The organism is Gilliamella sp. CG35 (assembly GCF_046635745.1).
GTDB classification, from domain to species: domain Bacteria; phylum Pseudomonadota; class Gammaproteobacteria; order Enterobacterales; family Orbaceae; genus Gilliamella; species Gilliamella apicola_I.
Genome location: NZ_JBIDFH010000018.1, coordinates 20413 through 39878, shown reverse-complemented (window position 1 = coordinate 39878; position 19466 = coordinate 20413). Strand labels below are relative to the sequence as shown.

The window sequence follows — 19466 nt, the reverse complement described above, 5'->3', positions numbered from 1 at the left end:
TTATGTATATAATGCGATGAAAGTGATTAGACGAAATAGGTGAATTATGTTTGAAAGTTTAACAGCAGCACCGGCCGACCCGATACTTGGATTAGCCGATCTTTATAATAAAGATGAACGCACCAGTAAGATTAATTTAAGTGTCGGTGTCTATAAAGATGAAACCACCCAAACACCTATTTTAGAAAGCGTCAAAAAAGCCGAACAATTTTTATTAAATAACGAAACCACAAAAAGTTACTTAACCATTGACGGAATTAAAGAATTTAATATCGCCACACAAATCTTATTATTTGGTAACGAAAATGAACGAGCCAAAACGGCACAAGCACCAGGAGGCACCGGCGCTTTACGAATCATGGCCGATTTTTTAGCTCGCCGAACCAAAGTAAAACGTATTTGGGTCAGTAATCCTTCATGGCCAAATCATCGAAGTGTCTTCCAAACTGCTGGTCTTGAAGTGCGAGAATACCGTTATTATGATGCACAAACCCATAGCTTAGACTTTGATGGACTGATGCAAGATTTAAGTAAAATTGCAGCAGGTGAGGCGGTACTTTTTCACGGTTGCTGTCACAATCCAACCGGTATCGATCCAACTCCTGAACAATGGCAAGCCATTTCAGATTTAGCCCTAAAAAATGGTTGGTTACCGTTGTTTGATTTAGCTTATCAAGGATTGGGTCAAGGTATAGAAGAAGATGTGTATGGATTACGACTATTCACCGATCATCACCCAGAATTATTAATTGCTAGCTCATACTCTAAAAACTTTGGGCTATATAATGAACGAGTTGGTGCTTTTACCTTAATCGCTGCTGATACGGAGATTGCGGATCGGGCTTTTAGCCAAGTTAAAACCATTATTCGTGCCAATTATTCTAATCCACCCGCTCACGGCGCCAAAATTGTATCTTATATTTTAAATAACAAGGAATTAAAAGAAGAGTGGATCGATGAATTGACAAGTATGCGTCAACGTATTCATCGTATGCGCCAATTATTTGTCAAAACATTACAAGATAAAGGTGCAAATCAAGATTTTAGCTTCATCGCTAAACAAAACGGCATGTTTTCTTTCAGTGGATTAACAGAACAACAAGTACTGAAACTGCGTAACGACTACGGTATTTACATTGTGAACTCGGGAAGAATCAATGTCGCTGGCATGACCCTTGATAATATGTCACGCCTGTGTGAATCGATAGTTGAGGTGTTATAAGCCTATTTTATGAAGTCAATTTTTAGGCATTATTGTTGATTAACTGTTGTGTTACTTTGATAATGACAGCATGAGGGATTGATAATCAATCCCTCTGCATATTAAGGATATCACGACTTATCTGGTAAATTTTTTAAATAATAAACAGGCAAATACAATATCTAACACACACAGTGAAATCAGCACTAAAAACGAGCCTAAAACACCGCTTGAATCTAATCCTAAACTAAACAGATACGGATAGCCAAACACGCCAATAAAGTAGCTTAAACTAAAAATAGTTAAATAGATACTTCGCTTTTCAGCATCGATATCTTTAACCATTTGAGTTTGAATTAACGGATAAACCAAACCATAACTTATGCCTAATAATGACGACGGTACAATATAAAAAATATTATTTGTCGTAACCAAAAACAGACACAAAGCGATCAACATAATGAATAACAAGCCGATCATGGCTAACTGCTGTGACAGTTTTAAAATAAATTTAGCCAGATAGAATCGGGCAAATAATAATGAAAAAGTATAAGAAATATAAAATATCGAAAAGTTTAAATTCTTCTCTTTCGCAAACACAAATTGAAAGTTCATCATTGAAATGTAAATACAGGCGCCTAAAAAAACCATTATCAACGGAATGACCGCATTTGAAGTAACAATGGTTTTCATTACTGGCAAAATCGATAATTTACTGCTATTTTGCTCATTGGATAAGGTTACATTAAAAAATATCCCACCGGCTAACAAACTCAACAACACAGCAAACATAAACATATATTCAATAGCAATATTATAATCGAGCAGTGTTTTGACTATCACTGGCGATAATCCGGCACCTAACATATTAAATGCCGAAATAAACATAAAATGACGACTTAATTCGGCAGTATTACTGGTTGACGACACCATAATCGGCCCCAACGTATAAATAATCCCCCACCCTGCACCAAGCAACAAACCTGCAATATAAAGAAAAACACCACCTGTATACAAAATCAATGCGATAGCAAAGGCATAAATTAACGCCCCCATTGCAGCAATAACATTAGTAGAAACAGATTTCAACACATAAGGAATCGACAAAATCGACGCCACCACCCCAATGATCCCCATTGAAATAATTTCACTCGACATCACCAACGAAAGCTTTAAAGTGTCGGTTAAAAATAACGGCAGCGTTAACATCACGCCATACGCAAAAGAGGTCAAAAAAGAGCCTAAGCAGACTAATTTAAATAATTTATTATTCATCACTATTTATTCCTTTTTATTAAGCAGGCTCACGTTGTCCCCACGATGATAACATTAAAGAAATCAAGTATCGTGCATAATACGAATAAAAAATAAGAAATTTTGAAAAAATTCCCCTAGTTGAGTCTATTCATCAAAACGAAATAAACATTCAACAATTAACTTCTTCAATCGCCTGTGATCAAAACCCAACAACCTTAATTCTTTTTAGTTATATCCATAGTCCAAGAGGATATTAGACGCTGTTTGAATAATCTTTAATAATTGAATAATAAAACATTAATTAATCTTTGAGGATATTTCGGTGGCGTCACATGTTATTGATTATTTGATTTTAGGTAATAATTTTAGTACCAGTGAAATGCGAGCAATTTGGTCAGAACAAAATCGCTTAGAAAAGCAAGTTGATGTAGAAGTCGCACTAGCAAAAGCACAAGGAGAACTAGGTGTCATTCCTTGCGATGCTGCTGATGCAATCGTTGCTAAAGCCGATGCTTCGAAACTGTCCATTGAACAAATTGCCAAACAAGCTGCAGAAGCCAAGCACTCTTTAATGTCAACGATCAATGCGCTACAAGATCAAGTTGGCGATGCTGGTCAATTTATTCATTATGGTGCAACCACGCAAGATATTGTCGATACGGCAACCGTTTTACAACTTAAGCAATCATTTGCCATTATTGAACGTGATACCAAACTGGTGGCATGTGAATTAAAAAAGTTAGCTAAACAGTATCAATATTTACCTATGGTTGGACGTACTCATGGTATGCAGGCACTTCCTACTACTTTTGGGTTTAAACTTGCCGTTTGGTTAGATGAGTTTGTTCGCCATTTACAACGGCTAAGTGAAATTAAACAGCGGGTTTTAGTGGGTAATATCAGTGGTGCAATTTGTACTTATGCCGCCATGGGCAAATTAGGGGTACAAGTTGAAGCCAGAACATTAACTTTATTAGACCTCAATACACCCAACATTGGTTGGCAAGCTGCACGTGATCGGTTTTCCGAATATGCATCCGTCATTGCATTAATCAGTGGAACGCTGGGTAAAATGGGTAATGAGTTTTATAATTTAATGCGCACTGAAATTAACGAAGTTGAAGAGCCCTTTTCTGACGGAAAAATCGGTTCAACCACTATGCCTCATAAACGAAATCCAGCCGCATTAGAAGGCTTAGCTAGCTTAACCGCACCATTATTAAAAAGTGTCGCTTTAATTCATGAATCCATGAAAGTTGAACATGAGCGAGACGCCATGAGTTGGCGAGCCGAGTGGATAGCTCTTCCTGAAATTAATCTCTACCTTTCTTCACAACTACAAACGGCATTAGCTGTACTGCAAGGGTTAAAAGTCAATGCTGAACGCATGTTAACTAACTTAACCTTACAAAATGGTTTACTGCTGTCTGAAAAAGTGATGTTTGAAATAGGCAAGCGATTAGGCAAACAGACCGCTCATCGTTTGGTTTATCAAAGCGCCATGCAAGCTTTTGAGCAAAATAAAACCTTTAAAGCAGTGTTATTAGCTGATCCTATCTTGAATAAAGAGTTTACCGAAGATGAACTCGATAGTTGGTTAGAACCCGTTAATTATGTTGGTTTAGCACCTGAAAAAGTGGAACAAGTAATCCGGTATGCTGATCAAAGTGGAGTCTTAGTATGACGTTCCGCCTAATGACGCAAAATGATATCCCAGCTTATCAAACGCTATTGCATAATGCTTATCAAGCAACCCTACAACTTGGTATCCATTTTGCTGCTGCGACAGTTAATCAAAAACAAATTGCCGATCATATTGAATCAAATGCTGTTTATCTCTATGAAAAACAGGGTAAATTAATTTCAACATTAACGATTCGTTTTCCATGGGGCAATAATCCCGGGCCTTATGGATTACCGCATTTAGGTTGGTTTGCCACTGACCCACAATATAAAGGTCAAGGCTACGGTCATGCGTTATGGGATTTTGTTGAACAACAAATCTTAATTAAACAATTAAGACTTCCTGCGGCGACATTAGGAACAGCCGCAAATCATCCATGGTTAGCCACACTTTACATCAACAAAGGTTATAAACCTATTGGGCAAGCCGATTTAACCCCTGATCACACCACACTCTATTTTGAAAAAATTTTTAATTATAAAAACTACACTGAATGGAAAAAAAGGAATCACAAACAATGAAAACAATCAGAACTATTTTCTCTGCGATACTACTCGCCAGTTTAACATTATTATTCGGATGCGATACAAATAGCCAAGATTCGACCACAAAGCAGCCGATCATAAGAGTCGGTTCAACCGGTCAAAGTTATCCAAATGGATATAAACAACAAGATAAATTAATCGGATTTGATGTTGAACTGACAGAAGCCATTGCCAATGAACTGGGTTATCAAGTCGAATGGGTGGTCGCTGAATTTGGAGGATTAATGGGACAGTTTGATTCTGGACGTTTAGATACCATTGCCAATGCCGTTGCAATCACACCTGCTCGCCAAGCTAAGTATGATTTTTCTCAGCCATATAGTTTTTACGGTAGCCAGATCGTTACCCATCAAGAAAATAACGATATTAATACGTTATCTGATTTTAAAGGTAAAACCATTGCTGGCGTGTTAGGTTCAAATCATATCAATAATTTGAAAAAAGCCTTTCCAAATAATGAAGTGACGATTAAAACTTACGAAACCCGTGACGGAGCCATGTATGATACCGAATATCAACGGGTTGAAGGTTATGTTAATTCAAAACCCATCTTACTGGCTGAAATCAAACGTAAAAATCTTCCATTTAAATTAGTGGGCGAGCCAATAACGATTGAGCAAGTTGCTTTTCCATTTAGTAAAGATGAAAAAGGTCAAGCATTGCGTCAAAAGTTTAATCAAGCTTTGGACAAGTTACGCAATAACGGCACGTTAAAAAATCTTTCGATTAAATATTTTGGTGAAGATATTACCTCATGAACTTTAATGTAAACTATTTTTTAAGTGTGTTTCCTCAGATATTACCGTATCTACCGGTCACACTTTTTATTGCAGTTGTGTCAATTTTATTTGCTATGGTGTTAGGTTTGACTATCGCATTGTTACGTAACAATAAAATCATCATTGTTGACGCAATTTTTTCGCTGTTTATTTCGCTATTTCGTGGGATTCCCTCGGTCGTATTGCTCTTTATTATTTATTACGGTTTACCGCAGATCTTTCCTGTATTAAAGCACATGGGAGCAACAACCGCCGCTATTGTCTGCTTTAGCTTAAAATATTCTGCTTATCTAGCCGAAATTTTCCGTGCTGGTCTGGCGTCAGTCGACCCAGGACAAAAAGAGGCAGGACTAACCTCGGGACTAAGTACGATTCAGGTTTACCGAAACATTATTTTGCCACAAGCATTGGTCAATGCTTTGCCTAATACCGGTAACATGTTTATTTCATTACTCAAAGACTCGTCTGTCGCTTTTTTTGTTGGCGTACAAGAACTGCTAGCAGCAGGCAAAATGCTAACGGCGAGCTCCTTTCTCTATTTTGAAACCTATTTAGCGGTCGGCATTGTTTATTGGCTAACGGTTGTTGCTTATTCATGGATACAAAAACAGTTAGAACGTAAATTAAGCAAACCGTATTACCGTTAAGGAGCAAGCTCATGATTTCTGTATCACATCTGTCTAAACGGTTTGGTCATCATCAAGTATTAAAAGAGATAAACCTTCATGTAAAACAAGGTGAAGTTGTCGCCATTATTGGGCCTTCAGGCTCAGGTAAATCCACGTTATTACGTTGTCTGAATTTATTAGAAAAACTCAATACGGGTACAATTCGAATAGGTGATGTCATTCTGGATAGTGAACATTATCGTCATAAAGAAGAAGTCCAATTACGCAAACAATCAGCGATGGTATTTCAACACTATAATTTATTTAAAAACAAAACGGCGTTAGAGAACATTACTTATCCCTTGATTCTGGGTAAAAAGATCAATAAAAACGAAGCCAAACAACAAGCATTAACGCTACTAAAACGGGTTGGCATGTTACCTTATGCAGACCAATATCCAATAACATTATCCGGCGGGCAACAACAACGGGTGGCTATTGCCAGAGCATTAGCGGTTAGACCTAAAGTTCTATTATTTGATGAACCGACATCGGCACTCGATCCAGAGCGTGTACACGAGGTGCTGCAAGTCATGTTACAGCTTGCTAAAGAAAATATCACGATGATCATTGTTACTCACGAAATGGAATTTGCTAAATATGTTGCTGACCGAATCATTTTTATGGCAAATGGCGTCATTGTAGAAGAAGGCTATGCTAAAACTCTTATCGATCATCCACAAAACGAGTTAACTCAACGTTTTTTGCGTCAGCTAACTGATGATATTAATTTCGAAATTTAATAAAGAAAAAATTGTTCGCTCACTGAGCGCTTATATCGAGACAAGAAATTGGGGGATTTTGCATCGTTCCCCCCTATTTAGAATTCACGCAAAATTAAAAAAACACCTTATTAACAAGCTTTAACTTTTATTCTTTTTAGTGAATCCAGACTTTTCTACTATAACTGAACAATATAACGCTTTATAAAATCGCTGACATCTAACCCTTTTGCAAATGCTTGGATATCTTGGCTTAGCGCTATTGCAGTTGGTTGATCATCAATAGCGTTTACGAGTTTTGCTGTCATTTCATTTTGGCTGTATGGATTCTTTGGTGATCCTTTGGGAAAGTCTATGCGTTGGCTGATTTTTTGACCGTTATTGAGTAATATCTCAACCACCACATAACGACCATTATAGGCTTGGGGATGTGGTGCTAGGGTGATGTGATAACTGCGATGCATTTTTTGCATCAGTTGTTGAATGTTGTCAGCGATTGGCGTTGCCGAAAATGCCTTAAAATCAGTGGGTAAACCTAATAAAATTAAGGCCAAAATATATTCAGCTGAAAAGCGCCCTTGCTCAGCAAGCGTTGGCTGTTGATAAATTAATGCAGCATCACTCTTAGGTGGCGCAAAGTAAAGGGTAATGTTAGCCACATTCTCAACACGAAATTGCGGATGTTGAGAAAGTAATTGTCCGGCATCCGCGATATAGGCTCCAGCGGAACAAAAACTATAAGTTTTAAACCACAATCCAGGGTCAATTATCTTCCAAGGCTTTGCCCAACTGGTTAAATTCAACGCCCTATTCCCTTGTCCATACATGGCGAGAAATCCTAAATTTTCATCTAAAAAATTTTGATCTGCTTGTAGTCCTGCTCTTAACCAATCAACAGTTTGGATGGCATGTTGCGCAGCCAGTCCTGCATGTAAAAATTTTATGGGTGTGCCCATTAACAAGCGCATACCCGAAGCTTGGGTTGCTGCAAGTGCTAATGCTTGCGATAAAAAAGGTTCATCATACAAATAACAAATTGCGGCTGTGGCTGCTATGCCACCAAGCGTAATAGTGGCATGCCATCCTTTTTCATAATGTTGTGGATTGACGCTTTTACCCAGCAACGCCATGACTTCAAGACCAATAACATAAGCCGTTAAAAATCGCCGTCCATCAATCTGGAATGGCATATGATCTAATCGAATACTGGCAAACAGTGCCGATAAAATCACCGCTGAAGGATGGCCTCGTATATCTGAATGAACATCATCATAATCTAAACAGTGGGCTTGAAAACCATTGAATAATGCCGCTTGACGTGGTGTAGCTAACTTTTTTTGACCAATCAGCCAAGACCGCTCATGCCCCCCTTCTTCTTTTATCCAAGCGAGTAATCTTTGAACATTCATATCCTGACGAGCTTGTAAACAACATGCAAAATAATCGACGATGCCATTAATCGCATTATTAATAACAGTCGAATCACTAAGAATAGGCGTATTTTTAATTAACAAGCATAATTGTTGGTTTAAGTTCATCATATATTTACTCATCAAACTATCATAAATAGACTTGACCAAAATAGCGTAAAATCAGCGTTAAGTTAAAGATTATCTAGTTATATTTTAATAACTAAACTTAATACTGTTGCATCATGCAGTCGTCTTTTTCCCTTCATATAACTATTTTTGACTCATCATTAGTATGCTAATATAGATAACAAATGATTAACCTAAACTTTCACTTATCTAATTATGTCAACTTGTTATATTGCGTTAGGAAGTAACCTTGACGATCCTTTTGCTCAAGCAAATCGAGCAATAGCCGCTTTAACTCAATTGCCTCATACTCAACTGATTGAAGTCTCACCTTTTTACCGCAGTAAACCTTTAGGGCCACAAGATCAAAATGATTATCTCAACGCTGTGATTAAGTTAACAACGAGCCTTTCACCAATTGAATTATTAGATGCCTTACAATCGATTGAAAAATCACAAGGGCGAGTTCGCAAAGATAATCGTTGGGGAGCAAGAACTTTAGATTTGGATATTCTTTTATATGATGATTTGATTATCAATAGTGAACGATTAACCATACCGCATTACCACATGAAAAACCGAGAGTTTGTCCTTTATCCTCTCTTTGATATTGAGCCAGAACTCGTCTTTCCCGATAATGACAAATTGTCAGATCTTGTTGCTAAGTGTCCTAAAAATGACATGAAACAGTGGATAGCATAATTATATACATTAATACATATAGTTATGTTAATTTGCTCTAATTATGTAAAAAAAATCATAAAAAAATTTTGCCAATGGCTAATTTATTGCTATAGTTTAGCGCTTGCAAATAATCTGTACTTAAGGGGATTGCTGTGAAAAAGGAACAAAAAGTTAATACATCTTCTCTTAGCCTGCTTTCAATTGCTGGGCTTGAGCCTTATAAAGAGGCGAAAGGCGAGGAGTATATGAACCCTAAGCAATTGAAACATTTCAAACTTATCTTAGAAGCATGGCTTGCGCAATTACAAGGCGAAATGGGCAAAACAGTCTCGCACATGCAAGATGAGGCTGCAAATTTTCCAGATCCAGCTGACCGAGCAACTCAAGAAGAGGAGTTCAGTCTAGAGTTAAGAGCACGCGATAGAGAACGTAAACTGATCAAAAAAATTGAAAAGACATTAAAGAAAATTGAAACTGATGATTTTGGTTTTTGTGAATCTTGTGGCGTTGAGATTGGTATTCGTCGCCTTGAAGCTAGACCTACGGCGGATCTATGTATCGATTGTAAAACGTTAGCGGAACTTCGCGAAAAACAAATGGGAATGTAATTTTAATTACTTTCCTCAAACATTACACTACCAGATAAGCCCATGTGCTATATTGGTCGTTTTGCTCCCTCACCATCCGGACCATTACATTTTGGTTCGTTGGTGACGGCTCTCGGTAGCTATTTACAAGCTAAAGCTTATCAAGGTAAATGGTTAGTCCGTATTGAAGATATCGATCCACCACGCGAAGTCAAAGGCGCTTCCTCACTCATTTTAAAAACATTAGAAATATTCAATCTGTTTTGGGATGATGATGTTCTATACCAATCAACATGTAGTGAACGTTATCAATCGGTATTGCAATCATTACTATCCAAACAGCAAGCCTACTATTGCGATTGCTCGAGACAACGAATCCATCATCTTACCAATCATATTTATGATGGCTTTTGCCGTCAGCGAAATTTAACCCCGAACCACCAGCAGCATTTAGCCATTCGGTTAAAGCAAACCCATCCAATCTTTGAATTTGAAGATAACATTCTTGGATTACAAACAGTTGAACCAGCAAGTGCGCAAGAAGATTTTATTATTCACCGAAAAGATGGACTATTTGCTTATAATTTGGTCGTCGTTCTGGATGATCATCAGCAAGGCATTACCGAAATAGTTCGTGGTGCTGATTTGCTACCGGTTACCGCAAAACAGATATCACTTTATCAACAGTTAGGCTTTACCGCTCCAACCTATTGCCATTTACCACTGGTCTTAGATCATAATGGTAATAAACTGTCTAAACAAAATCATGCTAAACCAATCGAATTGGATAATCCAACCTCACTAACCATTCAAGCTCTGCAATTTTTAGGGCAACAGATACCACAAGATTGGCAAGATGCAACCCAACAACAATTGTTAGATTGGGCAATAGCACATTGGCAGCTTTCAACTATTCCGAAACAAAATGCAGTATTAACCACCAATGTAAGATAAATTAGGCACCATACCCACTTGATTATCGTGTAATCGATGTTTTTCTGGTTTGACTACCAATGAGGCAAGAATGCGTGATTTAAGTTGTGCTTTTTGGTCTGCACTGACCAACAAATCACGCAAATCAATCGCCGAATCACCAAACAGACAATAGTGTAACTGCCCAATTGATGACACTCGCAATCGATTGCAACTTTTACAAAAATCTTTTGAATATGGCATGATAAGACCGATTTTACCTTGATAATCATCATGTGCATAAACTTTTGCCGGCCCTGATAGAGCTTGCTTTGGTTGTAACTGCCAACCTTGCTCAATTAATTGACGTTCAATTGATTGACCGGCTAAGTGATAACGATAAAATAGATTACGACTTTCATTGGTTTCCATAAGCTCGATAAAACGCAACTCAACCGGTCTGTATTTAATCCAAGATAAATAGTCTGATAAATGGCTATTGAGATCTTTCATTAAAACAGTATTAATCTTCACTTTCGGTATGCCAATTTCTAACGTTTTTTCAATGCCAGCAATCAGCTCTTTCAGCTTATCTTGACCTGTGATTAGTTTGAATATATGGGGGGAAAAACTATCTATACTAATGTTGATTGAATTTAGACCGGCTTGATGCCAATGGTTGATATTTTTTAATAACCGTGTGCCATTGGTCGTGATTGCAAGCTCACAAATACTGGGATAAGCCGAAATAACCGACAAAATTTCGGTAAAATCTCGACGCAATGTCGGCTCCCCGCCCGTAAGTCGAATTTTATGAACACCAAGCTCAGCAAATGTTGACACAATATTATCAATTTCATTAAGCGATAAAAACTGGTGAAGCTTATTTGGATGATAACCATTGGGTAAACAATACTGACATTTAAAATTACATAGTTCGGTAATCGACAAACGCAGATATTGAAATCGACGCTGATAATTATCCACTAATTGCATATAAAAAAACACCTTATCCAAATCGGGAAGCATAGCCATTTCTGCGCTATACCGCGGCTAATTCACCATATGAAACAGGCCAAGGCAACACTTAGGTAAAAAAGCTTCAGAGTTTGGTTTAGTCTAACATAGACAATATTTTTTGACTATAATCAATTAATCAATTCGAACATTCTGAATAAAATTCTAAGGTTAAGTTGATTCATCACTGTTTTCACCATTCTTAACTATTTAGAATAACAATTACTGCTTTCTCAACGATTATTCGCTTTAAATTAATCATTTAGCACAACAATATTAATTGATTGATTTATTTACATCCAAATAAAGTCAGAGGTATATTAATATCAAATAAATTTAATTATGATAAATCAATCCTTTTGCTGTATTTCAATTATTCAATAGGATAATTACGATAAAATTGAAAAAAGCTCATTTTATAAACTTTACTTATTCAATCTGTTTGAGTATATAATAACTCCTTTGTCGATAAAACCGTCAAATGGAGGTTGTGATGATTACCACCCATATAAGTCCATTAGGATCTATGGATTTACTCGCTCAAGCTGAAGTGGATATTCTAAAGAGATCAGCAAATAGTGAATTATATCAATTATTTCGAAATTGCTCATTGGCAACACTGAATGCGGGTAGTAAAACCGATAATACGAAAGAGCTATTAGATAGGTTTCAATCGTTCGAAATTAATGTGATTAGTAAAGAACGAGGCGTTAAGCTAGAGCTCATCGATGCGCCGGAAAGTGCTTTTGTAGATAAACGCATCATCCGTTCAATTCAAGCTAACCTTTTTGCGGTGTTGCGCGATATTCTTTTTTTAAATAGTCAAATCAGTGCTGTTAAACAATTAGTGTCGAATGTCAACCTTGATAAAGATCATTCCTATTATATTACTAATCTGGTTTTTTCGATTTTACGTAATGCTAATGCGCTACATGTCGGCGAAGAGCCTAATCTTGTGGTTTGCTGGGGTGGTCACTCAATTAATGAAAACGAATATTATTATGCCCGTCAAGTCGGCATGCAGTTAGGGCTACGTGAGCTTAATATCTGCACTGGCTGTGGCCCCGGCATTATGGAAGCTCCCATGAAAGGCGCCGCTGTTGGTCATGCTCAGCAACGCTATAAAGATAGCCGTTTTATTGGGATGACTGAACCTTCAATTATTGCCGCTGAACCACCTAATGCCTTGGTCAATGAGCTTATCATCATGCCAGATATTGAAAAACGGCTTGAAGCTTTTGTCCGTATGGCACACGGTATTATTATCTTCCCCGGTGGTCCGGGTACTGCTGAGGAACTGCTCTATATTTTAGGCATTATGTTAAACCCAGCAAATAAAGATCAGACATTGCCACTTATCTTAACTGGCCCTAAAGAATGCGAAGGCTATTTTGCTGCCATCGATGGCTTTATTCGTCAAACCTTAGGCGAAGAAGCCACCAAGCTTTATCAAATTATTATTGATTCCCCAGAACAAGTTGCGCGTATTATGAAAAAAGGGGTTAAACATGTAAAATCCTCACGCTTAAAAACAGGTGATGCTTACGGTTTTAACTGGCTCCTTAAAATTGATGGTTCGTTACAACAACCTTTTGAACCCATTCATGAGAATATGGCTTCATTGAATTTACACAAAGATCAGCCTGTGGAATTATTAGCCGCTGATTTACGTCGTGCATTTTCGGGAATTGTTGCCGGTAATGTGAAGGAGTTTGGTATGAAACAAATTGCTGAACGAGGCCCTTATAAGTTACAAGGCGATAAGGAAATAATGAAACAGTTGGATGATTTATTACGTAGCTTTGTTAAACAAGATCGGATGAAATTACCGGGTGGAACGGCTTATCAACCTTGTTATGAGATATGTTATTAACACATCATCTAAAATAGCTTATTCAACTGTTATTTTGCCGGTATTTTTTATCGGCAAAATAACAGACGCATCAACCAATTAGCTATAAATCATTCAAAATATCTAAAGCTTCAGAAACTTTTTTGACACCAAAAACTTGCATATTTTCAGGTCTCTTTTTAGGCATATTGGCAATCGGTACGATCGCTTTTTTAAAGCCATGTTTTGCCGCTTCAGAAATCCGCTCTTGACCACTTGGCACAGGGCGAATCTCGCCACCTAGGCCAATCTCGCCAAAAATAACCACATCTTGTGGCAGTGGACGATTTCGAAAACTTGATACTAAGGCGGCAATCAAAGCTAAATCGGCACTGGTTTCAGTAACTTTTACACCACCGACGACATTAACGAAAATGTCTTGGTCAGCCATTTGTAATCCACCATGCCGATGCAAGACCGCCAGTAAAAGGGCTAATCGATTCTGATCAAGCCCAACTGTTACGCGTCTTGGATTCCCATACATTGAATGGTCTACCAGCGCTTGAATCTCAACCAATAATGGACGTGTCCCTTCCCATAACACCATCACCGAGCTACCGGGTAGCATTTCATCCCCACGACTTAAAAAAATCGCTGATGGATTACTGACTTCTTTCAATCCTTGCTCGGTCATCGCAAAAACACCTAATTCATTTACTGCACCAAACCGGTTTTTATGGCTACGCAACGTCCTAAATCTGGAATCCGCATCACCATCTAATAAAATTGAACAATCGATGCAGTGTTCAAGGACTTTAGGACCGGCAAGTGACCCATCTTTAGTAACATGTCCAACCATAATAATGGCTATGCCTTTGGTTTTAGCAAAACGAGTTAAATAAGCAGCGGTTTCCCGCACTTGAGCGACACTCCCCGGCGATGATTGAATGTCGGCAAGATGCATAACTTGAATGGAATCAATAACCATGAGTTTAGGTTGTGATTGTTCAGCCAGCAAACAGATCTGCTCAATACTGGTTTCTGACAGCATATTAATATTATTGGTAGGTAGTCCTAAGCGATGAGCACGCATAGCTACTTGCTGTAAGGACTCTTCGCCCGTCACATAAAGGGTGTTCATTTGCGTTGAAAGCTTACTCATGGTTTGTAATAACAGGGTACTTTTACCGGCACCCGGATTACCCCCAATGAGAATTGCACTACCAGGGACAACACCGCCCCCTAACACTCGGTCAAATTCGGAAAAGCCGGTAGAGAATCTAGGTAACGCTTCTAAACTGATTTCAGACAGTTTTTGAATTTTTGCCTGTCCAACGCCACTACCTGCATAACCGGTTAACCGATCATTGCGTGATGATGCACTTGCCAGCCTAACTTCGGTAATGGTATTCCAAGCATGACATGCACTACATTGACCTTGCCAACGAGGATAATCTGCACCACAATCATTACAAACAAAAGCACGTTTAACGGTTTTTGCCAACTTAATCTCCTAACCTTCACTTAATAAACTGGTCGATAAGATACACCATAATCCAGTTAAATCTGCATAATTAATGCTAATTCGTGCCTTTTCAACCACTTTAGGTTTACCATGATAAGCCACGCCAAGACCTGCAATTCGAATCATCATTAAATCATTCGCACCATCGCCAATAGCAACCGTTTGTTCAATGGGTATATCTAACGATGCAGCTAAATTCTGTAATGTTCGAGCTTTAAATTTGGCATCGACTATTTGACCCGTCACTTTACCGGTTAATTTATCATTTTTGATTTCTAACTCATTTGCATAAGCATCGACCAATTTTAATTTTTGTTTTAAATGGTCGGCAAAATAGGTAAATCCCCCTGATGCGATAGCGACATACCAATTTCTTTTTTGTAATTCTTTAACTAGATAAGTCAGTCCCGATGTCAAAGGTAATCCATTTTTTACTTGCTGTAAGAGTTCTTGAGGAGCCCCTTTCAAGGTTGCAACTCGCTTACGTAAGCTGGTCGCAAAGTCTAACTCGCCCCGCATAGCTTGCTCGGTAACAGCCGCTACTTGATGTCCAACACCATATAATTTGGCAAGTTCATCGATGCATTCAATTTTAATCGCCGTGGAATCCATATCCATAACAAGCAAACCCGGTGAGTGTAAGGTTGGTAAATTATCAATAGGTGATACATCAATGCCTAATGCTAGGGAAATAGATTTTGCCTTTTTAGGCATAACGCCAGCAATCCGGACAATTTGGTAAGTTTTAATTTTCCAAGAAGAAACTATCACCATTGGCATCGCCAACTGATTTTGGAATTTTGACAGTATCGTTTTATTTAATTTTTTACCATAGATGATCCAACCTGTTTTACCTGCATTATAGTCAAGAGGAACCACTTCACAACCATTCAAAGATAATGGTAAACCTTGCCAGTTTTGAATATTTTCGGGGAGATCACTATAGGTGAGAGTATAAGCCATTACAAATATCTTTATAACACAAAATAAACCGAGAATTTACCACATCTACTAAAAATTGTCCAAGTGAGCAATAATTATCCTATAATTTAATTTTATACTAGTATATAGTATTGAATAACGTGCATTTTATTAACTAAAAGGAAAGGAAATTACTATGACATTAATGATTTTAGGCCATCCCAATATGGCGCAATCCATTGCTAACAAAACAATTATTGAGACATTACAGCAAACTGTTACCGATCTTGAAATCCGAAATATACATCAACTTTACCCTAATTATCAAATCGATGTAGAACAAGAACAAGCCGCATTATTGAGACATGATCTTATTATTCTTCAATATCCTATGTATTGGTTTAATATGCCAGCTATATTAAAGTTATGGTTTGATGAAGTGTTGACTTACCAATTTGCTTATGGCTCACAAGGTGATAAATTAAAAGGTAAAAAGTTATTGCAGAGTTTAACAATAGGGCAAAAAAGTTACCAAGAATACGGTGAAAATTTAATTGACCACTTTCTTGAATCAGTAAAATTTTCGTCTCTGTATATACAAATGGAATATCTTCCACCAGCATTATTATATGGTGTATCACCATTTGATGATAAAACAGAAATAAAAACCAAAGCCTTAAAACATGGACAGGAATTAGCTGAATTGATAAAAAGTTACTGCTAATGACAAAATGTGATGATATAGCGTGAGGCAGACATCATCACATTAAACGTTCTGTTAGCTATGTTTGGTTAAAACCGCATAAAAAAACCCATCACCGCCGTTGTCGGTAGGTAAAAACTGTTTAACCTCGCCTTGCAATTTTGCATCACTATTTTCATGTAAAAAACGCTCAATTTGCAATCTATTCTCTTCTGGAAGAATTGAACAAGTCGCATAGACTAAAGTACCACCTGTTTTTAAATAAGACCAAATATTCGTTAAGATCGCATGTTGTAACTCAGTGAGTTGGGCTATATCACTATCACGACGTAACCATTTTATATCTGGATGACGCCGAATAACGCCCGTAGCTGAACATGGGGCATCAAGTAAAATCCGGTCAAATTGACGCCCTGCGCACCATTTTTCTGGCGTTAATCCATCACCGACTTTCACTTCAGCACATTGTTTTAAACGCGTTAAATTGTCATTAATCCGTTTAGCACGACTCGCATCAACATCAACCGCTAATACTTGAGCATTTGGGGCGACTTCTAAAATATGTGTAGTTTTACCACCAGGTGCGGCACACATATCTAAAATTTGCTCGCCATTTTGCGGGGCAAGTAGATAAGCCGCATATTGTGCAGACAAGTCTTGTACGGTCACCGCACCTTCAGAAAAATAAGGTAATTTGGTCACATTAACGGGCTGTAATAACCTAATGGCAGAAGGTATATCGGTAAAAACTTGCGATTCAATGCCTGCTTCGGTAAGCAGTTGTTGGTACTCACTCACTGAATAGTGATTAAGATTCACTCGCAACCACATCGGAGGTTTTTGATTATTAGCCGCTACAATTGCTTGCCACTGCTGTGGATAGGCTTGCTTAAGACGAGTTAGTAACCACGTCGGATGAAGTGTTCGGGCGGTGTCTTGTTTACTGTCTTGCGAAAATTTGTTTGTCAAAACAGCTTGTTGACGCAAAAATTCCCGCAACACACCATTAATTAATCCTTTGAGAGCAATTTTTTTTAATTCCTTAACCGCGTTAACTGTTTCTCCTACTGCTGCATGCTCCGGAATACGGGTATAGAGAACTTGGTAAACACCCACTAACAATAAATAGTGTAAAACTCTATTTTTACCAGTAAGCACTTTGTTCATCAAGCTATGAATATAGAAATTCAGTTCAGGTAATACCCGCATTACCCCGAAACAGATTTCTTGAACTAACGCTTTATCTTTATCGGCAATTTTAGGATTTAAAGTCATCAATGCAGAACTAAGCGATTGCCCTTCTTCCAACACATTAAAAATAGCCTGAGCACAAACCGCTCGGATATTTTGATATAACTTGTTATTCATAAGCAATGACAGCCTTTATTAATGTTATTACAGAATTAACGATCCAACCCAACCCGCAATAAATAAAGGGATATTAAAATGGGTGAATGTTGGAATAACACTATCACGAATATGATCATGCTGACCATCACTATTAAGCCCAGCTGACGTTGCTAAAATAGTATCAGAAGGCGGAGAACCAGCATCACCAATCGCCCCAGAAGCACCAATTAAACAAACTGTTGCAATAGGTGAAAAGCCAAGCTGAATACAAAGTGGGACATAGATTGCCGCAATAATAGGCACCGTCGAGAATGACGAACCGATACCTAACGTGATAACCAATCCGACTAACATCATCATAAATGAAGCAATAACTTTATTACCCGCGAATAAAGCAGCACTGTTAATCACTAACGGTTCAATATCATTTGTTTGTTTTAGCACTTCGGCAAAGCCTTGGGCAGAAATCATAACAAAACCAATCATGGCCATCATTTTAATGCCATCGGTAAAAACGCCGTCTGCTTCACCCCATTTAATGGTTCCCGAAACAATAAAGCAAATAAAACCAATTAGCGCCCCTAAAATCATTGAACCTGTATAAAGTTGGATAGCAAAAGAGAGAACAATCGCCAATAAAGACACAATAAGTGAACGCTTATTTACACTATTTACCGTTTCTAAATTCGTCTCTTCACGAATAATTTTATATTCTCTAGGTTTACGGTAACTGACAAAAATTGCCCAAAGTAGTCCAACAAACATCCCTAGCGCTGGTATCGCCATAGCATGCATTACATTCACATGACTAACATCCATGCCGGACGCAGTGATATTTTTTAATAAAATTTGATTTAAAAAGATATTACCAAAACCAACCGGTAAGAACATATAAGGTGTAATGAGTCCAAATGTCATTATACAGGCAATCATTCGTCTATCTAACTGTAATCGAGACATCACATATAATAGTGGTGGGATTAACAGTGGAATAAAAGCAATATGGATAGGTATGATATTTTGTGAAGAAATACTGACCAAAGCAATAATAATAATTAATAACCATTTTATGCGTTTTTTAGCACTGCTCGTTGTCAGCTGTTTAACCGCTTTATCAGCTAATAATTCTGGCAATCCCGATTTTGAAATTGCAACTGCAAAAGCGCCAAGCATAGCATAAGAAAGAGCGATATTTGCACCATTGCTAATACCTGTATTGAATGCATCAATGGTTTGTTTTAACGTTAAATGGCTAAATAAACCACCAACAAAGGCACCAATAATTAAGCTAATTACCACATGAACACGGCAAAGAGATAAAATTAACATACAAATTACCGCAATAACCACAGCGTTTATTGACGATAAAAGCTCAAAAACTGTATTCATAGATATATTCTCTTAAATAAACAAAGTTAATTATTTTAGTGGATGACTATAGAAAGTGCAATTGATAGTAAATGCTGACTTTTAACCATGATTATTCTAAAAATAGTTGACGTTTAAATGGATTTTAAGTGACAGATTAAAATAAAAAGCAAA

18 protein-coding genes and 1 riboswitch are annotated in these 19466 nt (G+C 37.6%); of the genes, 11 read left to right on the top strand and 7 right to left on the bottom strand.

What is annotated here, in order from left to right; genetic code table 11:
* Positions 1-46: 46 nt before the first annotated feature.
* Complete coding sequence (locus ACGH4F_RS08750) at positions 47-1222, top strand: aromatic amino acid transaminase (protein WP_411590904.1); 1176 nt, start codon at positions 47-49, stop codon at positions 1220-1222.
* Between the two features lie 117 nt (positions 1223-1339).
* Here the strand turns inward: ACGH4F_RS08750 and ACGH4F_RS08745 are convergent, their stop codons facing one another.
* Positions 1340-2476, bottom strand: a complete 1137-nt coding sequence (locus ACGH4F_RS08745; RefSeq protein WP_267349604.1) for an MFS transporter — start codon at positions 2474-2476, stop codon at positions 1340-1342.
* A gap of 304 nt (positions 2477-2780) precedes the next feature.
* Between ACGH4F_RS08745 and purB the strand changes: the two genes are divergently transcribed.
* Genes purB through ACGH4F_RS08720 form a run of 5 tightly spaced genes read left to right on the top strand, consistent with a single transcriptional unit; the run spans position 2781 to position 6877 of the window.
* Positions 2781-4142, top strand: coding sequence for an adenylosuccinate lyase (purB, locus tag ACGH4F_RS08740; RefSeq protein WP_411590903.1), 1362 nt, complete (start codon positions 2781-2783; stop codon positions 4140-4142).
* Positions 4139-4663 (top strand): GNAT family N-acetyltransferase, encoded by a 525-nt coding sequence (locus ACGH4F_RS08735; protein ID WP_220216017.1) that lies wholly within the window; start codon positions 4139-4141, stop codon positions 4661-4663. The genes purB and ACGH4F_RS08735 overlap by 4 nt, the downstream gene beginning before the upstream one ends.
* Entirely contained in the window at positions 4660-5445 is a 786-nt protein-coding gene (locus ACGH4F_RS08730) for an amino acid ABC transporter substrate-binding protein (protein ID WP_411590902.1), read from the top strand. The genes ACGH4F_RS08735 and ACGH4F_RS08730 overlap by 4 nt, the downstream gene beginning before the upstream one ends.
* On the top strand, positions 5442-6113 hold the full coding sequence (locus tag ACGH4F_RS08725; protein ID WP_411590900.1) for an amino acid ABC transporter permease: 672 nt from the start codon (positions 5442-5444) through the stop codon (positions 6111-6113). The genes ACGH4F_RS08730 and ACGH4F_RS08725 overlap by 4 nt, the downstream gene beginning before the upstream one ends.
* 11 nt (positions 6114-6124) lie before the next feature.
* A complete protein-coding gene (locus ACGH4F_RS08720; protein WP_411590898.1) occupies positions 6125-6877 on the top strand; it encodes an amino acid ABC transporter ATP-binding protein in 753 nt (250 codons plus the stop codon).
* 158 nt (positions 6878-7035) lie between these two features.
* Here ACGH4F_RS08720 and ACGH4F_RS08715 read toward each other — a convergent pair whose 3' ends face one another.
* Entirely contained in the window at positions 7036-8397 is a 1362-nt protein-coding gene (locus tag ACGH4F_RS08715) for an MmgE/PrpD family protein (RefSeq protein WP_411590897.1), read from the bottom strand.
* Between the two features lie 213 nt (positions 8398-8610).
* Here ACGH4F_RS08715 and folK point away from each other — a divergent pair, with 213 nt between their 5' ends.
* The 3 genes from folK to gluQRS all read left to right on the top strand — a co-directional run bounded on the left by folK (position 8611) and on the right by gluQRS (position 10619).
* On the top strand, positions 8611-9096 hold the full coding sequence (folK, locus tag ACGH4F_RS08710; protein ID WP_411590895.1) for a 2-amino-4-hydroxy-6-hydroxymethyldihydropteridine diphosphokinase: 486 nt from the start codon (positions 8611-8613) through the stop codon (positions 9094-9096).
* 134 nt (positions 9097-9230) lie between these two features.
* On the top strand, positions 9231-9686 hold the full coding sequence (dksA, locus tag ACGH4F_RS08705; protein ID WP_065559802.1) for an RNA polymerase-binding protein DksA: 456 nt from the start codon (positions 9231-9233) through the stop codon (positions 9684-9686).
* Positions 9687-9728: 42 nt separating this feature from the next.
* On the top strand, positions 9729-10619 hold the full coding sequence (gluQRS, locus tag ACGH4F_RS08700; RefSeq protein ID WP_411590893.1) for a tRNA glutamyl-Q(34) synthetase GluQRS: 891 nt from the start codon (positions 9729-9731) through the stop codon (positions 10617-10619).
* Here gluQRS and moaA read toward each other — a convergent pair.
* A complete protein-coding gene (moaA, locus tag ACGH4F_RS08695; RefSeq protein WP_411590891.1) occupies positions 10599-11573 on the bottom strand; it encodes a GTP 3',8-cyclase MoaA in 975 nt (324 codons plus the stop codon). The two genes, gluQRS and moaA, sit on opposite strands and share 21 nt — an antisense overlap.
* Positions 11567-11696, bottom strand: a riboswitch (molybdenum cofactor riboswitch). It overlaps the preceding gene by 7 nt.
* A gap of 394 nt (positions 11697-12090) precedes the next feature.
* On the opposite strand from moaA, the gene ppnN reads away from it, so the two are divergent.
* On the top strand, positions 12091-13467 hold the full coding sequence (ppnN, locus tag ACGH4F_RS08690) for a nucleotide 5'-monophosphate nucleosidase PpnN (RefSeq protein WP_411590912.1): 1377 nt from the start codon (positions 12091-12093) through the stop codon (positions 13465-13467).
* A gap of 82 nt (positions 13468-13549) precedes the next feature.
* Here the strand turns inward: ppnN and radA are convergent, their stop codons facing one another.
* Together radA and serB are read right to left on the bottom strand one after the other, a co-directional pair.
* The gene (radA, locus tag ACGH4F_RS08685) at positions 13550-14929 is read right to left on the bottom strand and encodes a DNA repair protein RadA (protein ID WP_411590889.1); all 1380 of its coding nucleotides are present in this window, start codon (positions 14927-14929) and stop codon (positions 13550-13552) included.
* Positions 14930-14938: 9 nt separating this feature from the next.
* Positions 14939-15913: a phosphoserine phosphatase gene (serB, locus tag ACGH4F_RS08680; protein ID WP_267349584.1), complete on the bottom strand. Its 975-nt coding sequence runs from the start codon at positions 15911-15913 to the stop codon at positions 14939-14941.
* 154 nt (positions 15914-16067) lie between these two features.
* Here serB and ACGH4F_RS08675 point away from each other — a divergent pair, with 154 nt between their 5' ends.
* Positions 16068-16595, top strand: a complete 528-nt coding sequence (locus ACGH4F_RS08675) for an NAD(P)H-dependent oxidoreductase (RefSeq protein ID WP_411590887.1) — start codon at positions 16068-16070, stop codon at positions 16593-16595.
* A 54-nt stretch (positions 16596-16649) separates the two neighbouring features.
* On the opposite strand, the gene rsmB is transcribed toward ACGH4F_RS08675, so the two are convergent.
* A complete protein-coding gene (rsmB, locus tag ACGH4F_RS08670; protein ID WP_411590885.1) occupies positions 16650-17942 on the bottom strand; it encodes a 16S rRNA (cytosine(967)-C(5))-methyltransferase RsmB in 1293 nt (430 codons plus the stop codon).
* A gap of 27 nt (positions 17943-17969) precedes the next feature.
* Positions 17970-19313: a Na+/H+ antiporter family protein gene (locus ACGH4F_RS08665; RefSeq protein WP_220216029.1), complete on the bottom strand. Its 1344-nt coding sequence runs from the start codon at positions 19311-19313 to the stop codon at positions 17970-17972.
* Positions 19314-19466: the final 153 nt, after the last annotated feature.

Coding starts and splice junctions, on each gene's coding strand:
- moaA (WP_411590891.1), bottom strand. CDS start 11,573: ATGCAATTAGTGGATAATTATCAGCGTCGATTTCAATATCTGCGTTTG.
- ACGH4F_RS08750 (WP_411590904.1), top strand. CDS start 47: ATGTTTGAAAGTTTAACAGCAGCACCGGCCGACCCGATACTTGGATTA.
- gluQRS (WP_411590893.1), top strand. CDS start 9,729: ATGTGCTATATTGGTCGTTTTGCTCCCTCACCATCCGGACCATTACAT.
- ACGH4F_RS08730 (WP_411590902.1), top strand. CDS start 4,660: ATGAAAACAATCAGAACTATTTTCTCTGCGATACTACTCGCCAGTTTA.
- ACGH4F_RS08665 (WP_220216029.1), bottom strand. CDS start 19,313: ATGAATACAGTTTTTGAGCTTTTATCGTCAATAAACGCTGTGGTTATT.
- serB (WP_267349584.1), bottom strand. CDS start 15,913: ATGGCTTATACTCTCACCTATAGTGATCTCCCCGAAAATATTCAAAAC.
- ACGH4F_RS08725 (WP_411590900.1), top strand. CDS start 5,442: ATGAACTTTAATGTAAACTATTTTTTAAGTGTGTTTCCTCAGATATTA.
- ACGH4F_RS08720 (WP_411590898.1), top strand. CDS start 6,125: ATGATTTCTGTATCACATCTGTCTAAACGGTTTGGTCATCATCAAGTA.
- ACGH4F_RS08745 (WP_267349604.1), bottom strand. CDS start 2,476: ATGAATAATAAATTATTTAAATTAGTCTGCTTAGGCTCTTTTTTGACC.
- ACGH4F_RS08735 (WP_220216017.1), top strand. CDS start 4,139: ATGACGTTCCGCCTAATGACGCAAAATGATATCCCAGCTTATCAAACG.
- ACGH4F_RS08675 (WP_411590887.1), top strand. CDS start 16,068: ATGACATTAATGATTTTAGGCCATCCCAATATGGCGCAATCCATTGCT.
- rsmB (WP_411590885.1), bottom strand. CDS start 17,942: ATGAATAACAAGTTATATCAAAATATCCGAGCGGTTTGTGCTCAGGCT.
- folK (WP_411590895.1), top strand. CDS start 8,611: ATGTCAACTTGTTATATTGCGTTAGGAAGTAACCTTGACGATCCTTTT.
- ACGH4F_RS08715 (WP_411590897.1), bottom strand. CDS start 8,397: ATGATGAACTTAAACCAACAATTATGCTTGTTAATTAAAAATACGCCT.